This is a genomic window from Paenibacillus polymyxa, from assembly GCF_015710975.1.
In the GTDB taxonomy this organism is placed as follows: Bacteria; Bacillota; Bacilli; order Paenibacillales; family Paenibacillaceae; genus Paenibacillus; species Paenibacillus polymyxa.
The window spans coordinates 1,162,438-1,189,118 of the sequence record NZ_CP049783.1 but is presented as its reverse complement, the minus strand read 5'-3'; the positions used below and the strand labels follow the sequence as shown (position 1 = coordinate 1,189,118).

At 44.3% G+C, this 26,681-nt stretch carries 16 protein-coding genes, 3 rRNA genes and 1 pseudogene; 16 read left to right on the top strand and 4 right to left on the bottom strand.

Features of this window, described 5'->3' with window-relative positions; all coding sequences use genetic code 11:
• Positions 1–179 precede the first annotated feature (179 nt).
• From G7035_RS05360 to G7035_RS05345, 4 genes are all read left to right on the top strand, one after another.
• Positions 180–1,190 (top strand): quinone oxidoreductase family protein, encoded by a 1,011-nt coding sequence (locus G7035_RS05360; RefSeq protein WP_019686058.1) that lies wholly within the window; start codon positions 180–182, stop codon positions 1,188–1,190.
• Between the two features lie 343 nt (positions 1,191–1,533).
• On the top strand, positions 1,534–2,043 hold the full coding sequence (locus G7035_RS05355) for a hypothetical protein (protein ID WP_019686059.1): 510 nt from the start codon (positions 1,534–1,536) through the stop codon (positions 2,041–2,043).
• A 384-nt stretch (positions 2,044–2,427) separates the two neighbouring features.
• Entirely contained in the window at positions 2,428–3,162 is a 735-nt protein-coding gene (locus G7035_RS05350; protein WP_016819566.1) for an SDR family NAD(P)-dependent oxidoreductase, read from the top strand.
• A 132-nt stretch (positions 3,163–3,294) separates the two neighbouring features.
• Positions 3,295–3,723 (top strand): MarR family winged helix-turn-helix transcriptional regulator, encoded by a 429-nt coding sequence (locus tag G7035_RS05345; RefSeq protein WP_017427986.1) that lies wholly within the window; start codon positions 3,295–3,297, stop codon positions 3,721–3,723.
• Positions 3,724–3,792: 69 nt separating this feature from the next.
• Here the strand turns inward: G7035_RS05345 and G7035_RS05340 are convergent, their stop codons facing one another.
• Complete coding sequence (locus tag G7035_RS05340; RefSeq protein WP_019686060.1) at positions 3,793–4,767, bottom strand: bile acid:sodium symporter family protein; 975 nt, start codon at positions 4,765–4,767, stop codon at positions 3,793–3,795.
• Positions 4,768–4,851: 84 nt separating this feature from the next.
• Positions 4,852–5,733: an AraC family transcriptional regulator gene (locus tag G7035_RS05335; RefSeq protein WP_019686061.1), complete on the bottom strand. Its 882-nt coding sequence runs from the start codon at positions 5,731–5,733 to the stop codon at positions 4,852–4,854.
• A gap of 249 nt (positions 5,734–5,982) precedes the next feature.
• Between G7035_RS05335 and G7035_RS05330 the strand changes: the two genes are divergently transcribed.
• Positions 5,983–7,269 (top strand): cellulase-like family protein, encoded by a 1,287-nt coding sequence (locus G7035_RS05330; protein WP_029514811.1) that lies wholly within the window; start codon positions 5,983–5,985, stop codon positions 7,267–7,269.
• Positions 7,270–7,347: 78 nt separating this feature from the next.
• Positions 7,348–9,703, top strand: a pseudogene (locus G7035_RS27795) (beta-galactosidase).
• A gap of 157 nt (positions 9,704–9,860) precedes the next feature.
• On the opposite strand, the gene G7035_RS05320 reads toward G7035_RS27795, so the two are convergent.
• Positions 9,861–10,844: a glycoside hydrolase family 5 protein gene (locus G7035_RS05320; RefSeq protein WP_019686064.1), complete on the bottom strand. Its 984-nt coding sequence runs from the start codon at positions 10,842–10,844 to the stop codon at positions 9,861–9,863.
• Positions 10,845–11,340: 496 nt separating this feature from the next.
• Here G7035_RS05320 and G7035_RS05315 point away from each other — a divergent pair, with 496 nt between their 5' ends.
• The 8 genes from G7035_RS05315 (at position 11,341) to rrf (ending at position 23,338) form a co-directional block, all read left to right on the top strand.
• Positions 11,341–11,904 carry a 5' nucleotidase, NT5C type gene (locus G7035_RS05315; RefSeq protein ID WP_019686065.1) on the top strand — a complete coding sequence of 188 codons (564 nt, stop codon included), beginning with the start codon at positions 11,341–11,343 and terminating at the stop codon, positions 11,902–11,904.
• A gap of 125 nt (positions 11,905–12,029) precedes the next feature.
• Positions 12,030–12,824, top strand: a complete 795-nt coding sequence (locus G7035_RS05310) for a Nif3-like dinuclear metal center hexameric protein (RefSeq protein ID WP_019686066.1) — start codon at positions 12,030–12,032, stop codon at positions 12,822–12,824.
• An 81-nt stretch (positions 12,825–12,905) separates the two neighbouring features.
• Positions 12,906–15,248, top strand: coding sequence for a glycoside hydrolase family 2 TIM barrel-domain containing protein (locus G7035_RS05305; RefSeq protein ID WP_182096034.1), 2,343 nt, complete (start codon positions 12,906–12,908; stop codon positions 15,246–15,248).
• A gap of 155 nt (positions 15,249–15,403) precedes the next feature.
• The gene (locus G7035_RS05300; protein WP_019686069.1) at positions 15,404–16,069 is read left to right on the top strand and encodes an ArsR/SmtB family transcription factor; all 666 of its coding nucleotides are present in this window, start codon (positions 15,404–15,406) and stop codon (positions 16,067–16,069) included.
• A 121-nt stretch (positions 16,070–16,190) separates the two neighbouring features.
• Complete coding sequence (locus G7035_RS05295) at positions 16,191–17,474, top strand: MFS transporter (protein WP_019686070.1); 1,284 nt, start codon at positions 16,191–16,193, stop codon at positions 17,472–17,474.
• 723 nt (positions 17,475–18,197) lie between these two features.
• Positions 18,198–19,751 (top strand): 16S ribosomal RNA (locus tag G7035_RS05290).
• 393 nt (positions 19,752–20,144) lie between these two features.
• Positions 20,145–23,070 (top strand): 23S ribosomal RNA (locus G7035_RS05285).
• A 151-nt stretch (positions 23,071–23,221) separates the two neighbouring features.
• Positions 23,222–23,338, top strand: a 5S ribosomal RNA gene (gene rrf / locus G7035_RS05280).
• Together the 16S, 23S and 5S rRNA genes form the textbook arrangement of a ribosomal RNA operon.
• A 257-nt stretch (positions 23,339–23,595) precedes the next feature.
• On the opposite strand, the gene G7035_RS05275 is transcribed toward rrf, so the two are convergent.
• Positions 23,596–24,063 carry a MarR family winged helix-turn-helix transcriptional regulator gene (locus G7035_RS05275; protein WP_230877829.1) on the bottom strand — a complete coding sequence of 156 codons (468 nt, stop codon included), beginning with the start codon at positions 24,061–24,063 and terminating at the stop codon, positions 23,596–23,598.
• Between the two features lie 156 nt (positions 24,064–24,219).
• On the opposite strand from G7035_RS05275, the gene G7035_RS05270 reads away from it, so the two are divergent.
• Complete coding sequence (locus G7035_RS05270) at positions 24,220–24,660, top strand: OsmC family protein (RefSeq protein ID WP_016818391.1); 441 nt, start codon at positions 24,220–24,222, stop codon at positions 24,658–24,660.
• Positions 24,661–24,720: 60 nt separating this feature from the next.
• Positions 24,721–26,406 carry a dihydrolipoyl dehydrogenase gene (gene lpdA / locus G7035_RS05265; RefSeq protein ID WP_029514813.1) on the top strand — a complete coding sequence of 562 codons (1,686 nt, stop codon included), beginning with the start codon at positions 24,721–24,723 and terminating at the stop codon, positions 26,404–26,406.
• The last annotated feature ends 275 nt before the right edge of the window (positions 26,407–26,681 follow it).

The following is a 26,681-nucleotide window of genomic DNA, read 5'->3' as shown; positions in this document are numbered from 1 at the left end:
GTTTAAATAATACTTTAAGCTTCGATAATTGTAAATTCCGAATACAGAACAAAACTTTTTAACATTGTTGACTTCGTGTTACTCGAAGGTTGTATGATTTTAATTGTTTGGGGCTAAGATGATTTGATATTTAAAAACGAATGACAAAAGCCGAGGGTAAAAGGGATGAGTAAAATTATATGAAAGCAATGATGTTAAGAGAATTTGGCGGACTCAACCAACTGAAGCTGGAAGATGTAGAAACGCCTGTACCTGGTTCGAAAGAGGTTGTCGTGCGATTAAAAGCAGCAGCTCTTAATCGCCGGGATTTGCTAGTCATACAAGGCCGATATCCGGGGACTAAGGTACCTGCTATTCCCGGCTCTGACGGCGCAGGGGAAATTGTTGCGGTTGGAGATGAGGTTTACGATGTCTCAATTGGTGATGAAGTGATCATCAATCTAGGTTTGAACTGGGGCAACGATATGAACAAAAAAAGGGCTGAATTCACAATTCTCGGCGTTCCTACTAACGGAACGTATGCCCAATATGTAAAGGTACCAGCGGAAAGTGTCTATTCAAAGCCGTCCCATTTATCTTGGGAAGCAGCAGCAGCGCTCCCGCTCGCCGGTTTGACCGCCTACCGTGCTCTCGTGACGAAAGGCAAGGTAAAGAAAGGCGAAACCGTTCTGATCCCCGGCGTTGGTGGAGGTGTAGCTACCTATCTCGTTCAGTTTGCAGCCGCACTCGGAGCTGAGGTTTACGTGACATCCAGCAAAGAAGAAAAGATCGAAAAAGCAAAAACATTGGGTGCAACCGGAGGTGTCAACTACACAGCAGATGATTGGGTGGAGAAATTGGAGAAACTAACTGGCGGCATTGATCTATCCGTCGACAGTATTGGCGGCGAGGTGTTCAATAAACTGCTGTCACTTGGCAAAATCGGAAGTCGAATCGTCAGCTTTGGGGCGACGAGAGGTCCGACTCCGAATCTGCTTCTACCCAATATGTATGTGAAAGAAATCTCGGTGTTAGGCTCAACGATGGGAAGCCAGCAAGATTTTGCTGATATGGTCAAACTCATAGAAGAACACAAGATTGATCCTGTTTTGGACGAGATTTATCCGCTGGAGGAAGTGACCGAGGCACTGTTCAGAATGGAAAAGGGAGAAAATTTCGGGAAAATCGTTTTGACCATTCCACAAGATTAACGAGAGCATGGAGTCACCAATTGCTGAAGAATAAGGGCTATGACGTCGTACGTAAATAAGCAGTCACTTCCAAAGATGAGTCGATAGGCTCGTCTTTTTTGTTTGATGATTCAAGTTCTCATCTCAGGCGTGGACAAGAAATAATCCAACACCATACAACCGGCTCCTTGATCCACAATATTGTAAGCTTCAGTGGACTTAATGATTTGAACATGACTACTCAACGACTTCTAAACAAAGCACATGTTTTGCTCTAAAAAAGAGTATGGCCGTATAGGGAAAGTGATCGTTTATCAAGTAAGTTAAAATCAGAATTAGATTTGACTAGAGAGTGAGGACGACTATGAATAACTATATAATATCTTTTACAAAAAAGTTTGATTATTTTTTCGAGCAAAAAGAAATCTCAAATATTATTTATTTACATGATGAGGATGATAATGAGAGATTAGACCATGTCCTTTTCCTTGAGAAAGGTGATGGTAATGTTATAGGCTTATATATAAGAGGCATGAATCCGTTGATCTCAGTGAATAGAATTTACGATTTGGATGATTTTAATTTATTTGCAAGTTATGAAGGATTGATTGAATCTAAAGAGAATATTAAACTCAGAGTAGAATATATAGGTTTGTTTTTTAGTACTCAATACAACGAATTATTGGGTTTCTATTTGGCGAATAACGATGTATCTAGTTCTATATTTATATTATTTTCACAAGATGAAATTTATGTGGAAAAGGATTGTAGTAAATATGAGGCTAGTAGGGCGCTTGAGAAAAGGTTTTCGACTGAAGGTTTTATAACATACGAAAAAAAATGTGAGACTGACTGGAAAAAAACAAACTTCTAATCGGAAAAAATTAAGTATATGAGCCTAAGCTTCGCTCTACTCAGAAATAATATTTTAGATTCCTAATATTGGACAGTGTTTTAAAATCGAAATAATATAATTAAAAAGATCACTGAACACAAGAATATAAACACATAAAAAAGCTGTCGAGAAAGTTTCTCGATACTCTGAGCACCGGAGAAATCTCCGGTGCTTTTTATTATTCGAGAGCGATAATATTACTCCTTTCTACATAGCAACTAACCATATGGCTGGGATAAAGCAGCAGTTGTATGTTGAGTATAAAAGGAATATAATTTAGATATCTAATATTTAGATATCTAAATAAAATGTCTAAATATATAAATTTTGAGTAAATTGATAATGATAAAAGGAGATATCAACATGAATAGACTGGCAGGTAAAATTGCTATTATCACAGGCGGAGGATCAGGGATAGGAGAACGGATGGTCGACCTCTTCAGTGAGGAGGGAGCTGTAGTTATTGCTGCAGACATCAATGATCAAGCTCTTGAACGGGCTAGTAATAAAACGAATGTGTACGGAATGAAACTGGATGTTTCTTCTGACGAGGATTGGAAGGCTCTTTCCGCAGAAGTGAACAATAAATTCGGTAAAATTGACATTTTGGTTAACAATGCAGGAATAACTTCTGAGAAAGGATATCAGGATATCGACCTAAATGACTGGCATAAATTAATGTCGATTAACGGGTATGGACCGTTTGCAGGTATTAAGCATGTAGCCCCGTATATGGCTGCCCAAAAGAGCGGCGCTATTATTAATATTTCTTCTTACACCGCTCAAATCGGTCAGGGATTTAATCATTATTCCGCTTCAAAAGGTGCTGTACGTGCTTTGTCGAAGGCTGCGGCAACAACGTTCGGCCGGTTTGGGGTCCGTGTAAATACGCTTTTTCCGGGCATTATTGAGACACCAATGACTGAAGCCCTTAGCACATCTAAAGAAATGCTTACCCACTTAATTCAAGCGACTCCATTGCAGCGACTTGGTCGACCTGATGATGTAGCTAACGCTGCTTTGTTTTTGGCTTCTGACGAGTCTTCATACATTACGGGATCGGAGCTTGTTATTGATGGCGGTTTTTCTGCCCAATAAAATTAGAATTCACTTTACTGGGAAATGGATATATGCCTGACCTTCTTTCAGTAAAGAATGACTTTTATACAAGCCCCCTATACAATATAGGGGGCTATTACTTCATTTGAGAAAGCAGGTTAAAGAGTATTAATGAAAGAACAAAATATATTTACGCTGATTCATGCTATGGACCAGGTTACCAATAACCTATTAATTAAGTGGAATAAAATGTTTAATGAGAATCTAGGGGTATCACATATCCTTATTCTTTCGTACTTAAATAATTACGGAAAGTGCCGCCCTTCTGATCTGGCCAGGTTATTGGGGCTAACTCCTCCGACATTAACCCATCTATCTGGAAAGCTTGTAAAAAAGGAGTTGGCTGTACGAGTGGCGGATGAGGAGGACCGGCGGATTGTGTACCTGCAAATAACTGACGCTGGTGTCGGAATGCTAAATAAAGCGCAGGAAGACGGACGACAGCTTAGAAGAGAACTATTTGAAAACCTAACTGAAGAAGAAAGAGAGGCCTTGTTGTCTGTTTATGAAAAACTAAATAAGGTCATGAGTGAGGATTGATACAGGTAATCATAAAAAAGCCGCCATGTTGGCGGCTTCTTTTTATTAATAATTGTAACCGCTCCGACTTTAGGAAGCAGAGAGCGTACTGCGCTTATTCTTAGCGTTGGCGCGGTCGCGGCGGCTCAGCAGAAATCCGACCAGAGATGCTGTGGATTGCTGAAAAATCATTCCGAGTACAACGGGCAGTGCTACGGGAGCCGGGAAGTAGGTGATGGCTAGCACAGCCCCCGCGCTAATATTGCGCATGCCGCCGTTGAAGACCAGCGCCGTTCGGTCTGCATTATTCCACCGCATCAGCCATGATATGAGGTAACCAATCGCATATCCAGTGGAGGCAAGGATAATGATGGAGAGGCATACTCCGACAAGCTTGAGATTAAAGTCAACCAGATAAGGTGCGATGACAGATCCGTTAATCATGACGACCAGAGCCATAGCTAGCTTGGAGAACGGGCCCAGCCGAGGCCCCCACACCTGCTTAATCTTTCCTTTGGTCCATTCGTTCAGCACCATGCCAATTAATGAAGGAACGACAATCATCCAGAACAGGCTTTGCATCATTGCCCAGGTGTCGAGCTGGACATTCGCTCCGATCAGCAGGGACATAATGCCGGGCACAGCGAACGGGGCCAAAATTGTATCGATTAGAATGATCGCCAATGTAAGGGCTGTATTGCCTTTGTAGATATTAACCCAGACGAAGCTGGAAATGCCAGTAGGGATAGCTGCACCAAGAATCAGTCCAGTAATCGTATAAGGATCGTCACTGAAAGCCAGATGCCCAAGCAGCATGGCGAGAAGCGGCATGGCTAGGTGAAGAATAAACAGACAGGCGATCAGCGGACCCGGATGCTTGATTATATGGATAAAATCCTTGAACCCCATGCTGATGCTGCCCGCGAAGGTCATGAAGGCAAATAGCCAGGGAGAAAGCTCAGTATATTGGGACAACGGCGTACCGATCAGGACGCCGATTAGAATGCTGATGGGTGTGATTAGCGGCATAGCTGAATTGAGTCTACGATTCAACGTTAGGAGCATACAAAACTTCCTTTTTTGTACTTAAGTATAGACCTTGCCTCTTGATCCGTAAATGATCCGTGTAGGGGGAAGATCATCTATGGATCAGCCCTTTAAATTATTTCGGTACGCCAGAGGAGAGCAGCCCATTATTTTTTTGAATAGCCTGGAGAAGTAATAAGGGTCCCTAAAACCGAGTTGTATGCTAATTTCTTTAATAGAAGCATTCGTTAAATCCAAAAGCTGACTGGCTCTTTGAATTTTCATTCTTAAATAGTAATCGACAGGGGAATACCCGGTTGATTGCTTGAATATTAGGTTTAAATGCTGCTTGGATACCTGAACATGCTGGCTAAGCTCATCAAGCGAAACGGTGGATTCCAATTGTTCGCCCATATAACGTATGGCTTTATCGACATGGCTCTGGTACGTGCTGTCTTCCTTGCGAGCTGCAACGGATACAACAAAACTCAGCAGATAGCGGATGGTTTGCGATACTTGAACTAAATGTATCATGGAGTATGATTTGTTCAGTAAAAGGTCGTAACACTGATGAAATAGCTCCAGCAGTTTGATTTCATCACTGGCAGCCAGCGAAATATACATTTTAAACGGCTCAAACAAATCCATAAAATCATCCATTTGATCCCCTTTAAGATGAAACCAGTAAATTGTCCATGGATCTTCATCGTCAGCCCCATAAGCATGTGGCATGTCCCTAGGAATGTACGCAAAGCTTCGCTCTTTCAGGACAATGGTTTGGTTATCCTTGGTTCGTATCCAGCCCTTTCCACTCGCACAGTAAATGAATATATGAGAGTCGCAGCCATTTGTTCTTTCACGAAAATGATGACGGGCATGGCTAAAGCAGCCTATATCCGTAATATATAAATCTTTCGTAAGCGGATTCATTTTTAATTTTCTCAGCATATAGGGAGGAAGGACATATACCTTTTTACGTTCAAAATCATCGGCTTTCTTAGTCATAATCTATTTATCTCCCAGCCGTAGGTGGCTCTAATGATGAAATACGTATATAGTCCATCATAAACAGTGGATTGTCAATTGTCTGTGATACCGCTTACTTGTAAGCTTTGATATAAGAGCGATTATGAGGGAGTGATGAATTGAAAATGAAGGTAACCGGTCAGAGTGAACAGGCTGTAGAAGGGCTGCGGAAGGCTTGTAGATTAAGGAGCATTGAACCCTATGGACTGGGGCTGGGGGGGAAATCACATGAGTAATCTGATGAGAAATGTACCGCGTAAATTGACGATCACGATGTGGGACTTCTCTTGGTATACCATGACACAGGAGGGGGAGCCCTACAGCGACCTGGCAGCTCGTTTTCAGGAAGCGGTCGAAAGAGGCTACAATACGATCCGAATATGCGCTATGCCCTTTATGTTGTTTACGGTGGATGGCAAACGCCCAGGTCCATTGGAGTTTGCGAGTCTGGGGAAAGTGGGCCAGCGTACGCGCTGGTATAACTGTCGCGGCGGTGCAGTGCTGGATGGGCATGCTCATTTGCTCGAACTGTTTAGACAGGCAAAGGCTCATAATTGTCACATTATATTATCCTCTTGGGAATATCAGCAGAGTCCGACCTTCCTGGCCCATGCTGAGCTTAGAGATGAATTAGCTGCGATCCCACCTAAGGAAAGATTCATGACGATTGCAAAATCAATGGATCAGTTGATTCGTTTTGTTACAGCAGCAGGCTATAGGGATCAGATTATCTATACAGAGTTACATAACGAAGTGGAGTTTGGGCAGTTAAACGCTGTCGGAACGTCTGAAGGCATAGCGGAAACAAACATACCAGCGCTTATTGAAGCAATGCAGCCCTACGTAGAAGAAGCGATTGAATATCTTCGCCAAAGCCATTCAGATATTATGATGACAGCCAGCTATACACTAAATGAAGCCTACCCCAAAGCTTACGTGGCGCGCAATATGCAGGTGGCCCATTTTCATCTTTATATTAAAGGGGTGCTGAATGAGCTGATGGAAGCGGCAGGGCTTGATAATGAGCTGGCGCCATTCCCCAATCCATTCGTCCAATCCCTATTGAGGGAAGATGCCCCTCCATTTGCAGAATGGGCTCTGCCTCCAGAGCAAAATTGGCGGATGGAGGGCAATCCCGTTGGCATGAGGCTTATTTATTTACACGACTGGGTAGATCCGGATCAATGGGATTTATTTTTGTACGATCGGTACGGAGATCATAAAATGGCCATGTTGCAGAAGGCCGACTCCCGGTTGGAAGAGATTCATGAATGGACCCGTCATTCCGGTATTCCAATTGTCATAGGAGAAGGTTACGTAGGCTATACACCCCTGCATGCCCAATTTGAAGAAGGTCCAGTCGGTAAATATATAGCTGAATATGTGTTGCGAAAAGGAATGGCACTGGGGTTCTGGGGAATGACCCTCTGCTCCAACTGTGCTCCGCATCATCCGTTCTGGAATGATATAGCCTGGCAGCGCAAGTGGAACCAATTTATCCTAAATTCAGATTAGAGGTTCCTTCCTAGACAATCTATTGTCTCTGAGATAGCTGGTGTCATTCAATATGAACGAGTGAGGGGAGTGAACTTCATGAAAAACTATCGAATTACGGTCCAAGATGATCACAAGCATATTGTGAAAGGGCATCTCAAACTTGGCGGCACCAATCCAAAGGGAGAACAAATCGGATTCACCAACTATTTTATGGAGAAGGATGGAGATCCTTTTTTCGGGATTTGTGGTGAATTCCATTATGCACGCTATGATGAACGCTGTTGGGAAGACGAAATTATTAAAGTAAAAATGGGTGGCGTCAATATCATTGCGACTTATGTTTTTTGGAATCTACATGAAGAAGTTGAAGGTGTTTTTAATTGGAGTGGGAACAAAAACCTCCGCTATTTTATTGAGTTATGTGGCAAACATCAGCTCTATGTCATTATCCGAATCGGACCCTTCAATCATGGCGAAATCCGAAACGGCGGTATACCGGATTGGCTATTTGGCCGCCCATTTGAGGTTCGTTCTAATGATGAGGGATATTTGTTTTATACGAGAAGAATGTATAACGAAATCGGTCTTCAGGTTAAAGGGCTGTTATATAAGGAGGGGGGCCGATTATCGGCACCCAAATCGAAAACGAGCATCATCATTCCTCTGCTCAGTGGGGATTGACTGTAGGAATTAATGATATGTGGTTAAACTCTGGAAGTGACGGTAATTCGCATATGTTAAAACTTAAAGAAATAGCTCTGAAAGCGGGGATTGATACTCCGATCTATACATGCACAGGATGGGGAGGAGCGACAACGCCTGTTCCTGATATGCTGCCATTATGGGGCGGATATGCCTACTGGCCGTGGATCTATTATGAAGAGGAACGGTTGAAGGGGAAGGATGAGCATCCTGCGACACCGGAATACATTTTCCGAGACAAGCATAATAACAAGATTCCGAAAAGCTACAATTTTGAGCCCCTATACGCCCCGGAAGACTATCCGTACGCTTGCTGCGAAATGGGTGGCGGTATGGTTCAGTTTTATAAATACCGGTTTGCCTTTCCCTATCGCAGTGTTCCAGCGATGACTGTCATGAAGGTTGCAGAAGGCTGTAACTGATCGGATACTATATGTATCATGGGGGTTCCAATCCGCGAGGTAAGGTTAACCCGTTCACAAACGATATGGCTACACCTAAAATATCCTATGATTTCAATGCCATGATTGGAGAATTCGGTCAAATAAGGGAGTCATACCGAAGAACAAAGCTACAGCATTATTTTCTTTCAACGTTTCAAAAGCAATTCTCTCTGACGAAGACTATTTTGCCAGAGGACACGTCCCCAATGAACCCATATGATGTGGATACCTTACGATATGCGATTCGCTCCAGTGCCGGGGCGGGGTACCTGTTTCTAAATAATTTTCAGGACCATGTTGAAAATTACGACCTGTGCAATTTCAATGTAAGCATTGAGCTGCCTGAGGAAACGATTGTAATCCCTAGTCAAGGTGAACTGACATTAGGACGGGATAGCTTCGCTATTTTGCCTTTTAACCTCAATTTGGATGGAATAAAGCTCAAATATGCAACAGTACAGCTGATAACAAGGATAGAAGAGGATGGAGAAATATATTATTTTTTCTTTGTACCAGACGGGATAAAAGGAACGTATGCATTGGAATCAAAACATATCATCCGTGCCACAATCGACAAAGGTTCGATAGAGCAATTGGATGAGAATATGATCATTCAGGTTGCTGAAGAGGAAGAGAGTCTCATCCGCCTGGTATCTGAAAGTGGCCAAAAAGTTGTCATTTACACGATGACTGATGGACAAAGCTTGGAGTTTTGGAAGGTCAACCTGCAAGGTCGAGACAGAGTTATCCTGACAAGTGCCAATTTACTTGTATCCGGAGCTGAGGTGAAACTGGAATCAACAGATCAGGAGATTGTAACACTGAGTGTATTCCCGGATTTTGACGACTCAATCACATCCATATCCGGTGGAGAGTTGCTTGCAACAACAGAAAGTGAATTATTTACAACGTATCGGTTCAGAGTTCCTAAGAAGGAAATACACTTTAATCTGAAAAGGGTGAATCATGATAAATTCGTCCTTGATTTTGAAACAAATGCCCTTGATGGGGTCAAGGAGGCTCTGCTGCGTATCGATTATACGGGAGATATCGGTTATGCATTTATTGATGGTGAACTGATTCACGATAACTTCTGCAACCATACGACCTGGGAAATAGGTTTAAAATCATTTAAACATCGGCTTATCGAGCGAGGGATGTACGTATATGTTTCTCCAATTCGAAAGGGCAAGGTTCTTAATAGCAATACGACCATGGCTGGCTGGAAAGAGACAACGGAGGAACGAATTGCGGACATTGGCACGGTCAGTATTGTGCCTGTGTATGAAATCCAAATCACCGTATAAATTAGGGAGTGCAAGAGCAGAGGCGCTCAGCGAATACTTTAGTGCAAAGTATTAAAAATGAATAGCTCATAGATTGATTCTTTTTTCTAAAATGGCGCAACAATGCACCCTTTTGCACGAATCAATCCATGAGCCTTTTTATATTCTCATTGTCTTTTTAGTAGATACCGGCTTTTTTCGATGTTTCTTTGATACCGTTGGTTCCTTCTACCACAGTGCGGCCCCAATCGGTCAGATTGCCGTTAGGTCCTGTAACAAGATCAAGATAAGAAAGGTCGGAGCTATTGCCGTACCAGGACCAGGCTAACCAGCCTATGCCTTTGGATTGGCCGTATCTCATGATTTCTGTCTCGTCGACGTCAGCTCCTTTGTGGTAACCGCCAAATTCACCAATAATCAATGGAAGTCCTTGATTCAGAACGTTATCAATATTGGTTCGAACAGTTTGAACATCTTTACCAGCGAACTCATACATATGAATGGAGAATACCGTATTCTTCAAAGAATCAGCTGCAAATACAGATTTACCGAAGTCATTGATAGATTGAGGATATTGCCCCCAACCAGCACAATCGACGATGAGCGTATTTTTGATACCTGCGTTTCTCAGCTTGGGAATCGCTTGCTTATACCCATCTGCCCAACCGCCTCCATTCCAGGAGCCATACCATTCGTTCGCAATGTTCACGATGACCCGATCTTCCTTGCCGATCAGGGCATCTTTTATACTAATCCAGTAATTCACAGCCGCATCCAAAGACGCATAATCGTCCTTACCCGTAGCGTCATGAACCTCAAGTACAGGAATCATTTTATAACTTGTGACCAGGGAGATAATATTTTTCACGGAATTTATGTCATCTTTGGTGTATTGGTTTCCGTTAGAAAGGACAATCCGAACGGTATTAGCACCTGTCTTGGCAATGGCTGGGATGGCAGTATAAAGATCGTTTTTGTACCAAGTGTGAGCATGATTGACGCCTCTCATAACGAACGGCTTGCCTGTAGAGTCATACAATTTGGTACCGCTTACATAAAACCCTGAAGCAGCTTGCGCCTTGGAGAAGAATCCCCCCAAACCAATCATGATAAGCAGACCAGCGAGTCCAGACAATAATGCTTTTCTTAACAATGCTTTCACTTTTATTTCCTCCCTAAAATATATTATTCAACTTCCTGCTATGTAGAGGTGGAGTAGGTATGTAAGTATGTAAATAGCAGTAAGCTAAACACAATATAAAGCGCTTCCATTTTTGAAATAGTTATTTTTCGTTATTCTATCATTTGTGCATTTGTTATTCAATTGATTTTTTTTAGTTTATTTTTGTTTTCGAAATATTTTATGTACGAATTTCTTATTAAAATAGTGTTTTCAAAGGTTATATTATGATTATTCTCTCTAATATGACATGTTTTCTTGATGGTTTTTATTGATAAGTTAGCTAAAAATAATAAAATAAAACCTAACATTTTATTATAATAGATTTGTTTTATGTAAAATGCCTAACAATATGTTTGGGGAGTTATCAGGAGTCATGTGAGCACCAATGATATAGTCGATACCCAGCTTCACCCCAGTATTAAATTGTTGTATGATATTCCCGTAATACTTTTAACAGAATAGATAGGGGCAGATGATGAGAAAACCAATCATAGCAGTCGATATGGACGATACGATCTGTCATCTCGTCAAACGGGCTATATACCATAACAATAGTGAATTTCCCACTCATCCGCTTCGTTATGAAGAAATGTTAGATTGGAACACCGATCATCTACGTCATCCCAAAAGCACACATGATGTATTTTATGGACGACCGGGTTTGTTTGAGGAACTTGAACTGTATGACGAGTATGTCGTAGAAGAAATGGAGAAGCTTTGCAATGCTTTTGATGTCATTATTGTGACAGCGGCAGAACCGAAAACCGTCGTGGAGAAATGGAATTGGCTTCAAAGGCATATGCCATTCATTCCGATCGAGAACTTTTTTTCATGTAAACGAAAGAATCTGATTAACTATGACCTTCTAATTGATGATGGTCCCCACAATTTGGTGCCTGCACTACAGGAGGGGAAGAAGGTGCTTTGTATTCCTCATCCATGGAATTTGAGAGCAAGAGAGCAATATGAGTTCCCGGTCATGGTATCTTGGCAAGGAGCCAAAGAACGAATCGACTCTATTTTGGGAGTTCTGAAGTAAAAAATAGATGCTTTTGCAAAACAGCTGGCTCACTTGGAGCTGGCTATTTTGCTAGAAATAATAGACCCCATAATAGAATAAAATGGTACAATTGATACATATTTTTTATGGGGAGGGATACGTGTATGACCATGACTATGGGGCAGATGGTGAATCATCTGACAAAGGGAATAGACATACCCAATACGACCGTAGATCTGCTTAACCCAGAGCTCAGGGATACTGAGATTCAAGGAATTGTAACCGCTTTCTGTGCATCGCAATATGTGATAGAACAAGCTATTTCGCTTGGCGCGAATTTTATCATTACGCATGAAAGTATTTATTATAGCCATCACGGGATGCAGGAATGTTTACTACATGATCCCGTCTATTTGCACAAATCTCGCCTGGTCGCCGATTCAGGCGTAGGCATTTATCGCTTTCATGACACCATACATCGTTATCAACCGGATGGAGTGATGGTTGGACTTCTTCAGGCGCTTAACTGGCACCCCTACGTTGTGAAGCAGCAGCCTTCTTCCGCCATTTTGGCTATTCCGGCTATGGAAGTTAAGGAGATCGCTGAATATATGAAAGCCAAACTTCAGATTCGTTATGTACGAGTAGCTGGCGAGGTATCTATGCCGTGTGAACGAGTGGGAATCTTAGTCGGATATAGGGGAGGTGGTGAACTAGCCATACCATTATTTCTACATGAAAATGTAGACCTGATCATTGCTGGTGAAGGGCCCGAATGGGAAACACCGGAATATGTGAAAGACGCTGTCTATCAAGGGCAAAATAAAGCACTGATCATGCTGGGACATGCTGAAAGTGAAGCACCTGGTATGAAGTATCTTGCTGAAACACTTTCCGTCCAATTTCCAACGCTCCCCGTCTACTTTGTTGAGGATCGCCCCGTGTTTGAAATATTGTAAGAGAGAACATACCTATGCTGATGATCATCCCGCACTGTTGTTTATATCCGTTCATCTACTTTATGAAATGGAGGCAAGATAATGGGAAGCAGAGTGATTATGCCGTTCAGAACGGACTGGAAATTTATAGAAGGGAATTACACGGGCGCTGAGAAGACAGACTATAACGATGGGCATTGGCAGGACCTTCATATCCCTCATGATTGGAGTATTGAAAAGTCCTTTGATCCACATATGCTGTATGGCGGCAATCAAGCTTATTTGCCCAGGTGGTCTGTTGGGTGGTACAGAAAGCATTTTAATGTGAAGCCCTCCTCTCCAAAACAGCGCGTATACATACAATTCGATGGCATTCACAGTAATAGTGAGGTTTGGCTCAATGGGCATTTTGTGGGCAAGCGGCCCTATGGGTATGTTAGCTTTCAATATGATTTGACTCCATATATTCGGTGGGACGAGGATAACGTAATTGCCGTCAAAGTGGACAATACGCTTCTTCCGCCTGACAGATGGTATTCGGGGGCCGGTATTTATCGTAATGTGTGGCTGATTTATACGGATTATCTTCACGTAACCGAATGGGGAACTACTATTACCACACCTGAAATTTCGCCAGATGAAGCCAAGGTGAGTGCCAGAATCAAGATCAGCAATCACCATGAGCATGCCGTAGAGTGTACGATTAAGACTGAAATACTGGATTCACAGGGACAACTAAAAGGAAAAATTGAAAACCGAGTAGCTCTTGCGGGCTTTGAAACAGAGGAAATTGAGCAGAAAACGAAAGTTATAGAACCAGAATTATGGTCACCGGACAACCCAGTGCTCTATGAAGCCCAAACGACGATCTATTGCGACAATACTGAGGTGGATCGTTATCGTATCCCTTTTGGCATAAGAGAAGTGATCCTCGATTCTCAAAAAGGATTATTGCTAAATGGAAGCAGCTTGAAGCTGAAGGGAGTGTGCATTCACCATGATTTAGGCTGCCTAGGGGCTGCTTACCATGATACAGCCATGAAGAGAAGGCTGGAGAAGCTGAAGGAAATGGGCTGCAACTCAATCCGTTTTGCGCATAATCCTATGGCGCCCGAATTATTAGACTTATGTGACCATATGGGTTTCTTGGTGGTGGATGAGGCTTTTGACAAATGGAAATCTCTTTCCTATGAGCATGTATATGATGAATGGTGGGCAAAGGATCTGGAGGCCATGCTTGTTAGAGACAGAAATCATCCTAGTGTTTTTATGTGGAGCGTTGGTAATGAAGTGGAGAACCAAGGTCAACCGTCCATGCTAAACATGTTGGAGCAGCTCGTTGCCTTTTGCCATGAAAAAGATCCGACCCGGCCTGTTACCTGCGCGCTTGAGCCGCATAATACACCGATCAGCTTGCGTGATGGTTCGATTGAGGCCAAGGTGGAGCATACCAAGCTACTGGCCCAACGAGTGGATGTACTGGGGCTGAACTATCAAGAACAGTGGTACGAGCACTATAGAGCGGCCATGCCGGATACGCTTATCCTTGGAACAGAGACGTTCCCATATTATCGGGGTAAAGATAACCGGGTTAAAGGTTATTTGCCCCTGAACCCCTGGTTTGATGTCGCTAATCATGATTATGTGATTGGTCAATTTGTTTGGAGTGGAATCGACTATTTGGGAGAAACAAGCTACCCCTCCAAAGGGTGGTCCTCCGGCCTGATTGACACGTGTGGGTTTCGCAAACCTGTATCTTATCTCCAGCAGAGTCTTTGGTCTGATCAGCCAGTTGTGAACATAGCCGTATTTAATGAGCATATGAAATCGGAGTATAATCCAACATGGACAATGCACTGGAAATCGCCAGCTATGGAAGATCATTGGACATTTCCTGAATACGCAGGAAAACTGATACGGTTGGTTACCTTTACCAACTGCGAGAGCGTAGAATTGATCGTGAACGAGGAATCATACGGTGAGAGAAAGTTGGCTGATTACCCTAATCATTTAATCCTATGGGAACTCCCCTATACACCAGGCAAAATTCGGGCTATAGGCCGCAATGGGAATCAGCAGGTTTGTGAACATGAACTGACTACCGCCGAGCTTCCTTATGCTCTAAAAATGGAGGCTGATCGGGCGACTCTACCTGCTGATGGGCATGAGATATCTCATGTGGAAGTAACCGTTATAGATCAACACGGGATCGTTGTACCTAACCGGGATTTTGATTTGAGCTTTGAGCTGCATGGTGATGGCCGTATCCTTGGAATAGACAATGGGGATCTCACCAGTGATGAACCTTTCAAGGGAAAAGGAAGACGAACACACAGAGGAAGGTGTCTTGTAATCGTACAATCCGGGGATGTAGCTGGTGAACTGTTGCTACAAGCCTCAGCAGATGGGGAATTACAGGGAGAAATCAGCTTGAAAGTGGAATAAAGGAGAAAATGAATTTTTGCCAGCTCTTGCAGCTGGCTTTTTTGCGTGAAAACTGAATATATTTCAGAATTGACATGAAAAAAAGGAAGATTTATAATTTCGTTGTTAATATTAAAGTAATTAATTGAATAGTTTAGTGAATGGGGTGTTTAATAGTGAACGAACGAGATTTCAAAGATGGACTTTTCACCGAATACGCACGGATCGGAAAATGCTTGTCCAGCCCGAAAAGGTTGGAAATTCTTGATATTCTCATACAAGGACCCAAATCAGTTGAAGTTCTTTCTAAAATGACTTCGATGTCCGTTGCCAATGTTTCTCAGCATCTACAAACTCTATATCAGGCTAAGTTGGTTCAATCCAAAAAGCAAGGAAACTTTGTCTATTATGAACTTTCTGACTCATCTGTTTTGCACTTTTTAAATTCATTGTATGATCTGTCTGAAAAGCAGTTAATTGAAGTTCAACACATTAAAGAGCAATTTTTGGGTCAATTCCCAGATGTTGAAGGAGTCACAATGGAAGAATTGGCAATGCGGATGGAAAAAGGGGAGGTCACACTTCTTGATGTACGGCCGCGAGATGAATATGAAACTGCTCATATACCGGGAGCTGTTTCCGTTCCAATTGAAGAATTAGCGGAGCAGTTATCTCTGTTGCCAGCCGACTCGAAGATTGTGGCTTATTGCAGAGGCCCGTATTGCTTAATGGCGGTTAGGGCTATTGAATTGTTGCAAGCTCATGGCTTCAAAGCTAGACACTTGGATAAGAGTGTTCACGATTGGAACGACTTTATTCTTAACGAAGTGACAGGATCATGAAGCTTGGAATGCTTTTCGTTCTGCAAATGTAGCTTGTCGAGTGGGCCGATAAGACCGTCGCTTTTTGATGAAAAAAATAGATAACTGTTCTGTAGGAAATCAGGGGAGGATGTTAGCCTTAATGAATTTGACGAATGCTTCGCAGAAGAAGCAAGCGCTTATCAATTCCTATGTGGAATCTTCAGATAAGCAAAGAAAACTGTATCGTCGTACGCTTATCACCGTTATTTTCTCTCAAATTTTTGGAGGAGCTGGACTGGCTGCCGGAGTAACCGTTGGTGCGTTGTTGGCGCAAGATATGCTGGGTACGGATAAGTTCACGGGGATTCCTACAGCACTATTTACACTTGGATCAGCGGTTGCAGCACTCCTCGTCGGTCGGTTTTCCCAAAGATTTGGCCGACGAATGGGGTTAGGACTCGGTTTTATTGCAGGGGGAGTTGGGGCGGTTGGTGTCGTTGTAGCAGCTCTTATGAACAGTATTACCCTGCTTTTAATCTCCCTTCTTGTTTATGGATCGGGAACGGCTACAAACTTGCAGGCTCGCTATGCCGGTACAGATCTCGCTAATTCAAAGCAGCGAGCAACAGCTGCGAGTATGGCTATGGTCTTTACAACGATCGGAGCGGTAGCCGGTCCCAACTTAGTTAACGTTACGGGAGAGTTTGCGTTATCCATTGGAGTTCCCAGTTTAGCGGGACCTTTTCTTTTAGCGGCTGTAGCCTATACATTAGCAGGCATAATATTATTGCTACTTCTTCATCCAGATCCTTTATTGGTAGCCAAAGCAGTTGCGAATCAGACAGCACCAGGAAGCCAGTCGAATTCTGATTCTGAGGCTACTCGTGATGGCAGAAAAGGAATTACTCTTGGCGCTTTAATCATGATAATAACTCAAATTGTCATGGTTGCGATTATGACGATGACTCCCGTACATATGAAGCACCATGGACATGGACTCGGCGAAGTAGGATTAGTCATCGGTTTTCATATTGGCGCTATGTATCTTCCGTCCCTGGTTACGGGTATTCTTGTCGATAAGGTTGGTCGTATAGCGATGGCGATGGCTTCAGCTGTAACGCTACTTCTTGCTGGCGTAGTAGCTGCGCTGGCTCCCACTGATTCAATGGTTATGCTTATTGTGGCGCTTTCTCTTTTAGGGATAGGGTGGAATTTTGGACTGATTAGCGGAACCGCTTTGATTGTAGATTCGACAACAACATCTAATCAAGCTAAGGTACAGGGATCGGTGGACGTACTTATTGCTTTGGCAGGAGCTTCGGGAGGAGCACTGTCCGGGATGATTGTAGCAAATTCAAGCTATTCCATACTTTCTTATGCGGGAGGAATTCTGGCACTGGCATTACTTCCTATCATGTTATGGATGCGTCCAAAGAGAGCATAGACTAGCAAAAAACGACCATTTGGTCGTTTTTTTGTGTTTATCTAACTGTCAGGGGGAAGGAGCTTGCATGAAAATCGAATAGAGAAAGTCCTCATTTTCATAATTTGCACAGGCTTCTATCTTAAAACTACACAGTTTAATTGCCCTTTCTACTATTAATATATTTTTGTAGGAACGGTGAGGCGCTACTAGGAACAAGTGGTGCACAAGCTAGAGCAGGCAAAAGCATCTACCAAAACTAGATCGGGTCTGGCGATCTATCTAGATGCCCAAATACACCATAGCTATACACCGAAATGCTAACGTTGCATAATTTACCTGTGGTAATCAGTAAAGCAAAATGGTATATTGTTTGAGCTGACAACAAAACAGCCGTTTCAAAAAAAGAATAATTAGGGTGAAATGATTTTCATAAAAAAGAATAAAATAACCCTTGCATTTTTGAAATGAACATGATATGATCTTATAGCTGCTGAAAAACGCAGCGAAAAAGAATTTGATCTTTGAAAACTGAACAACGAGTGAGTACGGATTTTATTTATAAAATCCAATGCTGAAATTTTGGTACATGCCATCTGGCTGTATGAAATGGAAGCAAAAATGAGATATTTTATCTCGTCAGTTTCAACATGAGCTAATCGCTCTTTCTATATTGTTTCATCTTCGGTTCTTCTCCTTGGAGCGGATGAAGACGAAACAGGTTGACGTTACTTTGTAACGTCTTTAATGGAGAGTTTGATCCTGGCTCAGGACGAACGCTGGCGGCGTGCCTAATACATGCAAGTCGAGCGGGGTTAATTAGAAGCTTGCTTCTAATTAACCTAGCGGCGGACGGGTGAGTAACACGTAGGCAACCTGCCCACAAGACAGGGATAACTACCGGAAACGGTAGCTAATACCCGATACATCCTTTTCCTGCATGGGAGAAGGAGGAAAGGCGGAGCAATCTGTCGCTTGTGGATGGGCCTGCGGCGCATTAGCTAGTTGGTGGGGTAAAGGCCTACCAAGGCGACGATGCGTAGCCGACCTGAGAGGGTGATCGGCCACACTGGGACTGAGACACGGCCCAGACTCCTACGGGAGGCAGCAGTAGGGAATCTTCCGCAATGGGCGAAAGCCTGACGGAGCAACGCCGCGTGAGTGATGAAGGTTTTCGGATCGTAAAGCTCTGTTGCCAGGGAAGAACGTCTTGTAGAGTAACTGCTACAAGAGTGACGGTACCTGAGAAGAAAGCCCCGGCTAACTACGTGCCAGCAGCCGCGGTAATACGTAGGGGGCAAGCGTTGTCCGGAATTATTGGGCGTAAAGCGCGCGCAGGCGGCTCTTTAAGTCTGGTGTTTAATCCCGAGGCTCAACTTCGGGTCGCACTGGAAACTGGAGAGCTTGAGTGCAGAAGAGGAGAGTGGAATTCCACGTGTAGCGGTGAAATGCGTAGAGATGTGGAGGAACACCAGTGGCGAAGGCGACTCTCTGGGCTGTAACTGACGCTGAGGCGCGAAAGCGTGGGGAGCAAACAGGATTAGATACCCTGGTAGTCCACGCCGTAAACGATGAATGCTAGGTGTTAGGGGTTTCGATACCCTTGGTGCCGAAGTTAACACATTAAGCATTCCGCCTGGGGAGTACGGTCGCAAGACTGAAACTCAAAGGAATTGACGGGGACCCGCACAAGCAGTGGAGTATGTGGTTTAATTCGAAGCAACGCGAAGAACCTTACCAGGTCTTGACATCCCTTTGATCGGTCTAGAGATAGACCTTTCCTTCGGGACAGAGGAGACAGGTGGTGCATGGTTGTCGTCAGCTCGTGTCGTGAGATGTTGGGTTAAGTCCCGCAACGAGCGCAACCCTTATGCTTAGTTGCCAGCAGGTCAAGCTGGGCACTCTAAGCAGACTGCCGGTGACAAACCGGAGGAAGGTGGGGATGACGTCAAATCATCATGCCCCTTATGACCTGGGCTACACACGTACTACAATGGCCGGTACAACGGGAAGCGAAGGAGCGATCTGGAGCCAATCCTAGAAAAGCCGGTCTCAGTTCGGATTGTAGGCTGCAACTCGCCTACATGAAGTCGGAATTGCTAGTAATCGCGGATCAGCATGCCGCGGTGAATACGTTCCCGGGTCTTGTACACACCGCCCGTCACACCACGAGAGTTTACAACACCCGAAGTCGGTGAGGTAACCGCAAGGAGCCAGCCGCCGAAGGTGGGGTAGATGATTGGGGTGAAGTCGTAACAAGGTAGCCGTATCGGAAGGTGCGGCTGGATCACCTCCTTTCTATGGAGAATCGTTTCCTGCAACGGAAACATTCAAATCAGCAGGTGTATATACCTGCGACCGGATATTCAATTCGGTTCATCACGTTCGTGTGAATGAAATGGATATCCTGAACTTACTCACTCGTTGCTCAGTTTTGAGAGTTCAAACTCTCAAGTTTCGACGAATATTTCATTCACACATCGTGTGGAACCGAAATATTCATCAGGCTTCGCTTCGACGAAGCGAATTGCACCTTGAAAACTGGATACCGAAACGAAATTGCGTTTTAGAATATTCCTTTAAGCTGATCTTGTGTAAACAAGTGAAATAAAGGTAGCTGCCTTGAATTTCATTCACACGTGAGTGTTGAACCGAAATTCAAAGCAAATCGTATTTACAATGTAGATACTAGGTTAAGCTACAAAGAGCACACGGAGGATGCCTAGGCGCCAGGAGCCGACGAAGGACGTGGCGAACAACGATAAAGCCTCGGGGAGCTGTAAGCAAGCTTTGATCCGGGGATGTCCGAATGGGGAAACCCGGCTGTCTTCATCGACAGTCACTTTCTGCTGAATACATAGGCAGAAGAGAGGCAGACCAGGGGAACTGAAACATCTAAGTACCCTGAGGAAGAGAAAACAATAGTGATTCCGTCAGTAGCGGCGAGCGAACGCGGATTAGCCCAAACCAAGGAGCTTGCTCCTTGGGGTTGTGGGACGTCTCACATGGAGTTACAAAGGAACCGGTTAGATGAAGAGGTCTGGAAAGGCCCGCCAGAGAAGGTAAAAGCCCTGTAGTTCAAAACTTGTTCCCTCCGAGACGGATCCCGAGTAGTGCGGGGCACGTGAAACCCCGTATGAATCCGGCAGGACCATCTGCCAAGGCTAAATACTCCCTGGCGACCGATAGTGAAGCAGTACCGTGAGGGAAAGGTGAAAAGCACCCCGGAAGGGGAGTGAAATAGATCCTGAAACCGTGTGCTTACAAGAAGTCAGAGCCCGATCTATGGGTGATGGCGTGCCTTTTGTAGAATGAACCGGCGAGTTACGTTCCCGTGCAAGGTTAAGGTGAAGAGCTGAAGCCGCAGCGAAAGCGAGTCTGAATAGGGCGACTTGAGTACGTGGACGTAGACCCGAAACCGGGTGATCTACCCCTGTCCAGGGTGAAGGTGCGGTAACACGCACTGGAGGCCCGAACCCACGCATGTTGAAAAATGCGGGGATGAGGTGGGGGTAGCGGAGAAATTCCAATCGAACCCGGAGATAGCTGGTTCTCCCCGAAATAGCTTTAGGGCTAGCCTCGGAAAGAAGAATCGTGGAGGTAGAGCACTGATTGGGTGCGGGGCCCGCAAGGGTTACCAAGCTCAGTCAAACTCCGAATGCCATAGATTTAGTTCCGGGAGTCAGACAGTGAGTGCTAAGATCCATTGTCGAAAGGGAAACAGCCCAGACCATCAGCTAAGGTCCCCAAGTGTGTGTTAAGTGGGAAAGGATGTGGAGTTGCACAGACAACCAGGATGTTGGCTTAGAAGCAGCCACCATTGAAAGAGTGCGTAATAGCTCACTGGTCGAGTGACTCTGCGCCGAAAATGTAACGGGGCTAAACACACCACCGAAGCTATGGCTTGATGCTTGCATCAGGGGTAGGGGAGCGTTGAATGCGGGTTGAAGGTGTACCGGAAGGAGCGCTGGACTGCATTCAAGTGAGAATGCCGGTATGAGTAACGAAAAGATCTGTGAGAATCAGATCCGCCGAAAGCCTAAGGGTTCCTGAGGAAGGTTCGTCCGCTCAGGGTAAGTCGGGACCTAAGGCGAGGCCGATAGGCGTAGTCGAAGGACAACAGGTCGAAATTCCTGTACCACCGTAATCCGTTATGAGCGATGGGGTGACGCAGTAGGGTAGTGACGCGGACTGATGGATGTCCGTCTAAGCAGTGAGGCTGATGTGTAGGCAAATCCGCACATCGTAAGGCTGGGCTGTGATGGGGAGCGAAAACTATAGTAGCGAAGGTCATGATCTCAGACTGCCAAGAAAAGCCTCTAGCCAGGAGAAGGTGCCCGTACCGCAAACCGACACAGGTAGGCGAGAAGAGAATTCTAAGGCGCGCGGAAGAACTCTCGTTAAGGAACTCGGCAAAATGACCCCGTAACTTCGGGAGAAGGGGTGCCTCGGTAGGGTGAATAGCCCGAGGGGGCCGCAGTGAAAAGGCCCAAGCGACTGTTTAGCAAAAACACAGGTCTGTGCGAAGCCGCAAGGCGAAGTATACGGGCTGACGCCTGCCCGGTGCTGGAAGGTTAAGGGGAGTGGTAAGCCTTCGGGCGAAGCTATGAACCGAAGCCCCAGTAAACGGCGGCCGTAACTATAACGGTCCTAAGGTAGCGAAATTCCTTGTCAGGTAAATTCTGACCCGCACGAATGGCGTAACGACTTGGGCGCTGTCTCAACGAGAGATCCGGTGAAATTTTAATACCTGTGAAGATGCAGGTTACCCGCGACAAGACGGAAAGACCCCATGGAGCTTTACTGCAGCTTGATATTGAATTTGGGTACGATCTGTACAGGATAGGTGGGAGCCGTTGAACCTTGAGCGCCAGCTTGAGGGGAGGCATCCTTGGGATACCACCCTGATCGTATCTAGGTTCTAACTTGGTATCGTGATCCGGTACGAGGACAGTGTCAGGTGGGCAGTTTGACTGGGGCGGTCGCCTCCTAAAGAGTAACGGAGGCGCCCCAAGGTTCCCTCAGAATGGTTGGAAATCATTCGAAGAGTGCAAAGGCAGAAGGGAGCTTGACTGCGAGACCTACAAGTCGAGCAGGGACGAAAGTCGGGCTTAGTGATCCGGTGGTACCGCATGGAAGGGCCATCGCTCAACGGATAAAAGCTACCCTGGGGATAACAGGCTTATCTCCCCCAAGAGTCCACATCGACGGGGAGGTTTGGCACCTCGATGTCGGCTCATCGCATCCTGGGGCTGAAGTAGGTCCCAAGGGTTGGGCTGTTCGCCCATTAAAGCGGTACGCGAGCTGGGTTCAGAACGTCGTGAGACAGTTCGGTCCCTATCTGTCGTGGGCGTAGGAAATTTGAGAGGAGCTGTCCTTAGTACGAGAGGACCGGGATGGACGTACCGCTGGTGTACCAGTTGTTCCGCCAGGAGCACCGCTGGGTAGCTATGTACGGAAGGGATAAGCGCTGAAAGCATCTAAGCGTGAAGCCCCCCTCAAGATGAGATTTCCCAGTATGTAAGACCCCTTGAAGACGACGAGGTAGATAGGTTGGGGGTGGAAGTGCAGTAATGCATGGAGCTGACCAATACTAATCGGTCGAGGGCTTATCCTAAGATAAGACGCAATGAGTTTCGGATCCAGTTTTCAGGGTGTAACACCTTGAAGGTATGTAGAAGTACATACGACAAGCGTATGGCGATTCATTCACAGAATCTGTGATGAACCGAATAAGCTTACGGAAGAATTTGCAAGGCAAATTCATGTTTGGTGGCGATAGCGGAGGGGTTCCACACGTACCCATCCCGAACACGACCGTTAAGCCCTCCAGCGCCGATGGTACTTGGACCGCAGGATCCTGGGAGAGTAGGACGTTGCCATGCAAGAAAAAAAGGCACATCCCATTAAGGGGTGTGCCTTTTTTTTTTTGGAATTAAGCCGATCTTAGAAATGCGATTTCATTTACGCACTTTTTTATGAAAAAAACAGTAAGATATTCATGTGCCACTACTCCTGTGCTTACTTAACCATTTACTTCTACTTTTCCAGTAAGTATAGAAGTGTAAACCAGCAATTACATGCGTGCTTTATAAGAAAAACGACCAAGGGAGGTACCTTCCTGGTCGTTTTTCTATACTTGTTATTTCCTTGTGTTATCAACCATTCTCTGAAGCACACTCTCAAAGATATGAAGATCGTCCTGAGAGATCCCAGCAATGGTGTCTTGCTTAAACTTCTCAGCAATCGGCAGAAGCTTAAGGCAAACCTGCGTACCAAGATCGGATAATTGAATTTGTTTCATTCGTTTATCTGCATCATCAATACTGCGAAGTAAATATCCTTCGGCTTCTAGTTTTTGTAGCAGCCGCACGACACTTGGCTCCTTAATCGACAATTCTTCTGCGAGTTCCCGTTGAGTCATGGATTTGTGTGTATTGATATAATACATCGCAATCCATTGACTCCTAGTAATGTTATAAGGTCGAAATTCTTTCTCCAAGGCTTCCGAAAAGATTTTTCCACTACGATTGGTAATAAAAGCAAGACAATCCTCTAAGTTAAACATGGCCACACCAACCCATTCAACTGAACTATATTTCTTATACATCAACTTAAGTATAACAGACCTTTGTACTTTTCATCATATCAGATACTAACAACTAAAATAAATTACTTAGCTAACTATTGATTTTTGAAACTAAGAGTGCTACAATTTCCCTGAAGAAAGTTATTTATTTCACAAAGTAAACGGGAGGTTATATTTATGTTAACTACATTTAAAGCTACTGCAAAAAAATTACCTGAAGGGTTGCAAGTGGAAGCTCAATCCAGAGGGTTCAAAATTGTGATGGATGAGCCTGAAGATTTTGGTGGAACCGACAAAGCGATGAATCCGGTTGAAGCACTTCTGTGTGCGCTTGGTGCATGTCAGTCGATCGTTGTTGCTGCTTTTGCCGAAGGCTTTGGGTTCTCATATGAAGAATTCCATGTAGAGCTGGAAGGAGATTTGGACCCGGATGGGTTCATGGGGTTAGCGGATGTTCGATGTGGATTTCAGGAAATACGTTTTGCCATGCACTTTAAAACGACAGAGAGCCAAGAAAAAGCAGAAGCTTTTGCAGCGTTTGTCGAAAAGACCTGTCCGGTTGGGGATTGTTTGGCTAATGGGGTTAAATTGGTACAAGCAGGCGTAGTCAGACATTAAATTTTTCGCTAAAAGGGCTCAATGAATTCTCTTTTGGTCGTGAAGGGGTTTGAAAAAATTATGGAAGTTAAAATGTCAATGATCCCTGGAGGAAAAAAAGGGAAAGCTAGCAAAAATCACGTCCAGCTCGGACAGAACGTTTCCTTTGGGGATGTACTTCTTGAGGTTGAGACAGGCAAAGGTGTTCGAGAAATTACAGCAAATGTTGAAGGAAGTATCAGTAAAATCCACTTTGAAGAAGGCGACGAAGTATCCTCTAATCAGGCCTTATTTACAATTGAAGCTGCTACCGAAGAGGGGACGTCTACAGTAGAATCACAGGCTATCAAGGTGGAACAACCTACAGTGGATAAGAACGTGGATTTGCTAATTATTGGAGCCGGACCTGGAGGGTATGTGGCAGCAATTTATGCCGCTAAAAAAGGAATAAAGGTGGCCTTGGTGGAAAAAGAGGAATTGGGTGGCACCTGCCTTAATGTAGGTTGTATTCCAACTAAATCCTTGGTGAAGTCTTCTGAGATTTGTCACCACATCAAGGAATCGTCTTTGTTTGGTATTCATGCGGGAACAGATCTTCAAGTCGATATGAAACAAGTCATTCGTCGTAAAGATGAGATCAAAGGAAAGTTGATTTCGGGTATTGATTATTTAATGGAAAAAAATAATATTGAAATTATTCGCGGTCAAGCTGCCTTTTTATCTGCCACACAAGTAAGCGTCAAAGGACAACGACATTACCAGGTTACAGCAAAAGATATCATTATTGCGACAGGCTCCAAAATTACCAAAGTGAATATTCCCGGCATCAATCTTCCTTTTGTAATGAATAGCACCGATGCCCTTGCCTCTACTGAACTACCAAAAAGTATTACGATTATTGGCGGTGGTGTGATTGGTATGGAGTTTGCCTTCATTTATCGTAATTTCGGCGTAGAGGTTCACGTGGTAGAATTTATGGATCGTTTGTTGACCATGGTTGACAGTGATATTTCAGAAGAAATTAAACATTCGGCAGAAAATGCTGGGATTCATATCCATACCCAATCCAAGGTATCTAAAATCCAACAAGCGGACGATGGACAGGCTATTGTCACCTATGAAAACAAACAAGGTGAGCATTTGTTAGTTAGCGAGAAAGTGCTTGTTGCAATCGGACGTGAGCCCAATTTGGACGGACTGGATATTGAACAAGCGGGTATCCAGCGCAATGAGCGTGGGAAAGGCATTACTGTTAACGAATATATGCGTACAAACGTCGAACATATCTATGCGATTGGTGATGTGACGGATATTATGCAGCTTGCCCATGTCGCCTCCCATCAGGGGATCACGGCTATTGATGCCATCATGGGTGGATCGGAAGGTATGCACTATGCTGCCATTCCCAATGTCATCTTCACTTCACCCGAAATCGCAAGTGTTGGTATATTAGAGGATCAATGCAAGCAAGAGGGAATGGATTTCCGTGTAAGCAAAGTTTCGTTCTCCAGCAATGGGAAAGCATTAACGATGAATGAATCGGAAGGCTTTATTAAATTGATAAAGGATAATGTGTCACAAAAAATTGTGGGTGGATCGATCATTGGTCCAGATGCATCATCTTTAATCAGTAGCCTGACATTGGCGATTGCCAATGAACTGACGGAGCAGCAAATCATGCAAACCGTTTTTGCTCATCCAACGACAGGAGAAGTGATTCACGAAGCCGCGTTTGGCCTTAGCATTGGAGCGCTCCATCAAGCGTAATATCAAAAATAAAAGGAATACTTCTAGTCTGAGTAAGCGGACAAGGAAGCATTCCTTTTTTATTATTGGATGTTCATGTAAGGTACATATACGAAACTGGCCCTGGGGGATGGAGAAAAAGCTTGTAATGATGAAGCACTAAAAACTGGAGGCCGCTGCCCTCAGCTTATCATACTGCCCAGGTATTTTTGACAAAAAAGTGCTGGATGCGATCAGAATAATATATTATAATACTACTTATTAAAAGATTTATAAAAAGTCTTGCTAAGGAGCTC

Bases quoted from the DNA above. Each gene is read 5' to 3' on its own strand.
- G7035_RS05360 (WP_019686058.1), top strand. From the start codon at position 180: ATGAAAGCAATGATGTTAAGAGAATTTGGCGGACTCAACCAACTGAAG.
- G7035_RS05355 (WP_019686059.1), top strand. From the start codon at position 1,534: ATGAATAACTATATAATATCTTTTACAAAAAAGTTTGATTATTTTTTC.
- G7035_RS05350 (WP_016819566.1), top strand. From the start codon at position 2,428: ATGAATAGACTGGCAGGTAAAATTGCTATTATCACAGGCGGAGGATCA.
- G7035_RS05345 (WP_017427986.1), top strand. From the start codon at position 3,295: ATGAAAGAACAAAATATATTTACGCTGATTCATGCTATGGACCAGGTT.
- G7035_RS05340 (WP_019686060.1), bottom strand. From the start codon at position 4,767: ATGCTCCTAACGTTGAATCGTAGACTCAATTCAGCTATGCCGCTAATC.
- G7035_RS05335 (WP_019686061.1), bottom strand. From the start codon at position 5,733: ATGACTAAGAAAGCCGATGATTTTGAACGTAAAAAGGTATATGTCCTT.
- G7035_RS05330 (WP_029514811.1), top strand. From the start codon at position 5,983: ATGAGTAATCTGATGAGAAATGTACCGCGTAAATTGACGATCACGATG.
- G7035_RS05315 (WP_019686065.1), top strand. From the start codon at position 11,341: ATGAGAAAACCAATCATAGCAGTCGATATGGACGATACGATCTGTCAT.
- G7035_RS05310 (WP_019686066.1), top strand. From the start codon at position 12,030: ATGACCATGACTATGGGGCAGATGGTGAATCATCTGACAAAGGGAATA.
- G7035_RS05305 (WP_182096034.1), top strand. From the start codon at position 12,906: ATGGGAAGCAGAGTGATTATGCCGTTCAGAACGGACTGGAAATTTATA.
- G7035_RS05295 (WP_019686070.1), top strand. From the start codon at position 16,191: ATGAATTTGACGAATGCTTCGCAGAAGAAGCAAGCGCTTATCAATTCC.
- G7035_RS05275 (WP_230877829.1), bottom strand. From the start codon at position 24,063: ATGTATAAGAAATATAGTTCAGTTGAATGGGTTGGTGTGGCCATGTTT.
- G7035_RS05270 (WP_016818391.1), top strand. From the start codon at position 24,220: ATGTTAACTACATTTAAAGCTACTGCAAAAAAATTACCTGAAGGGTTG.
- lpdA (WP_029514813.1), top strand. From the start codon at position 24,721: ATGGAAGTTAAAATGTCAATGATCCCTGGAGGAAAAAAAGGGAAAGCT.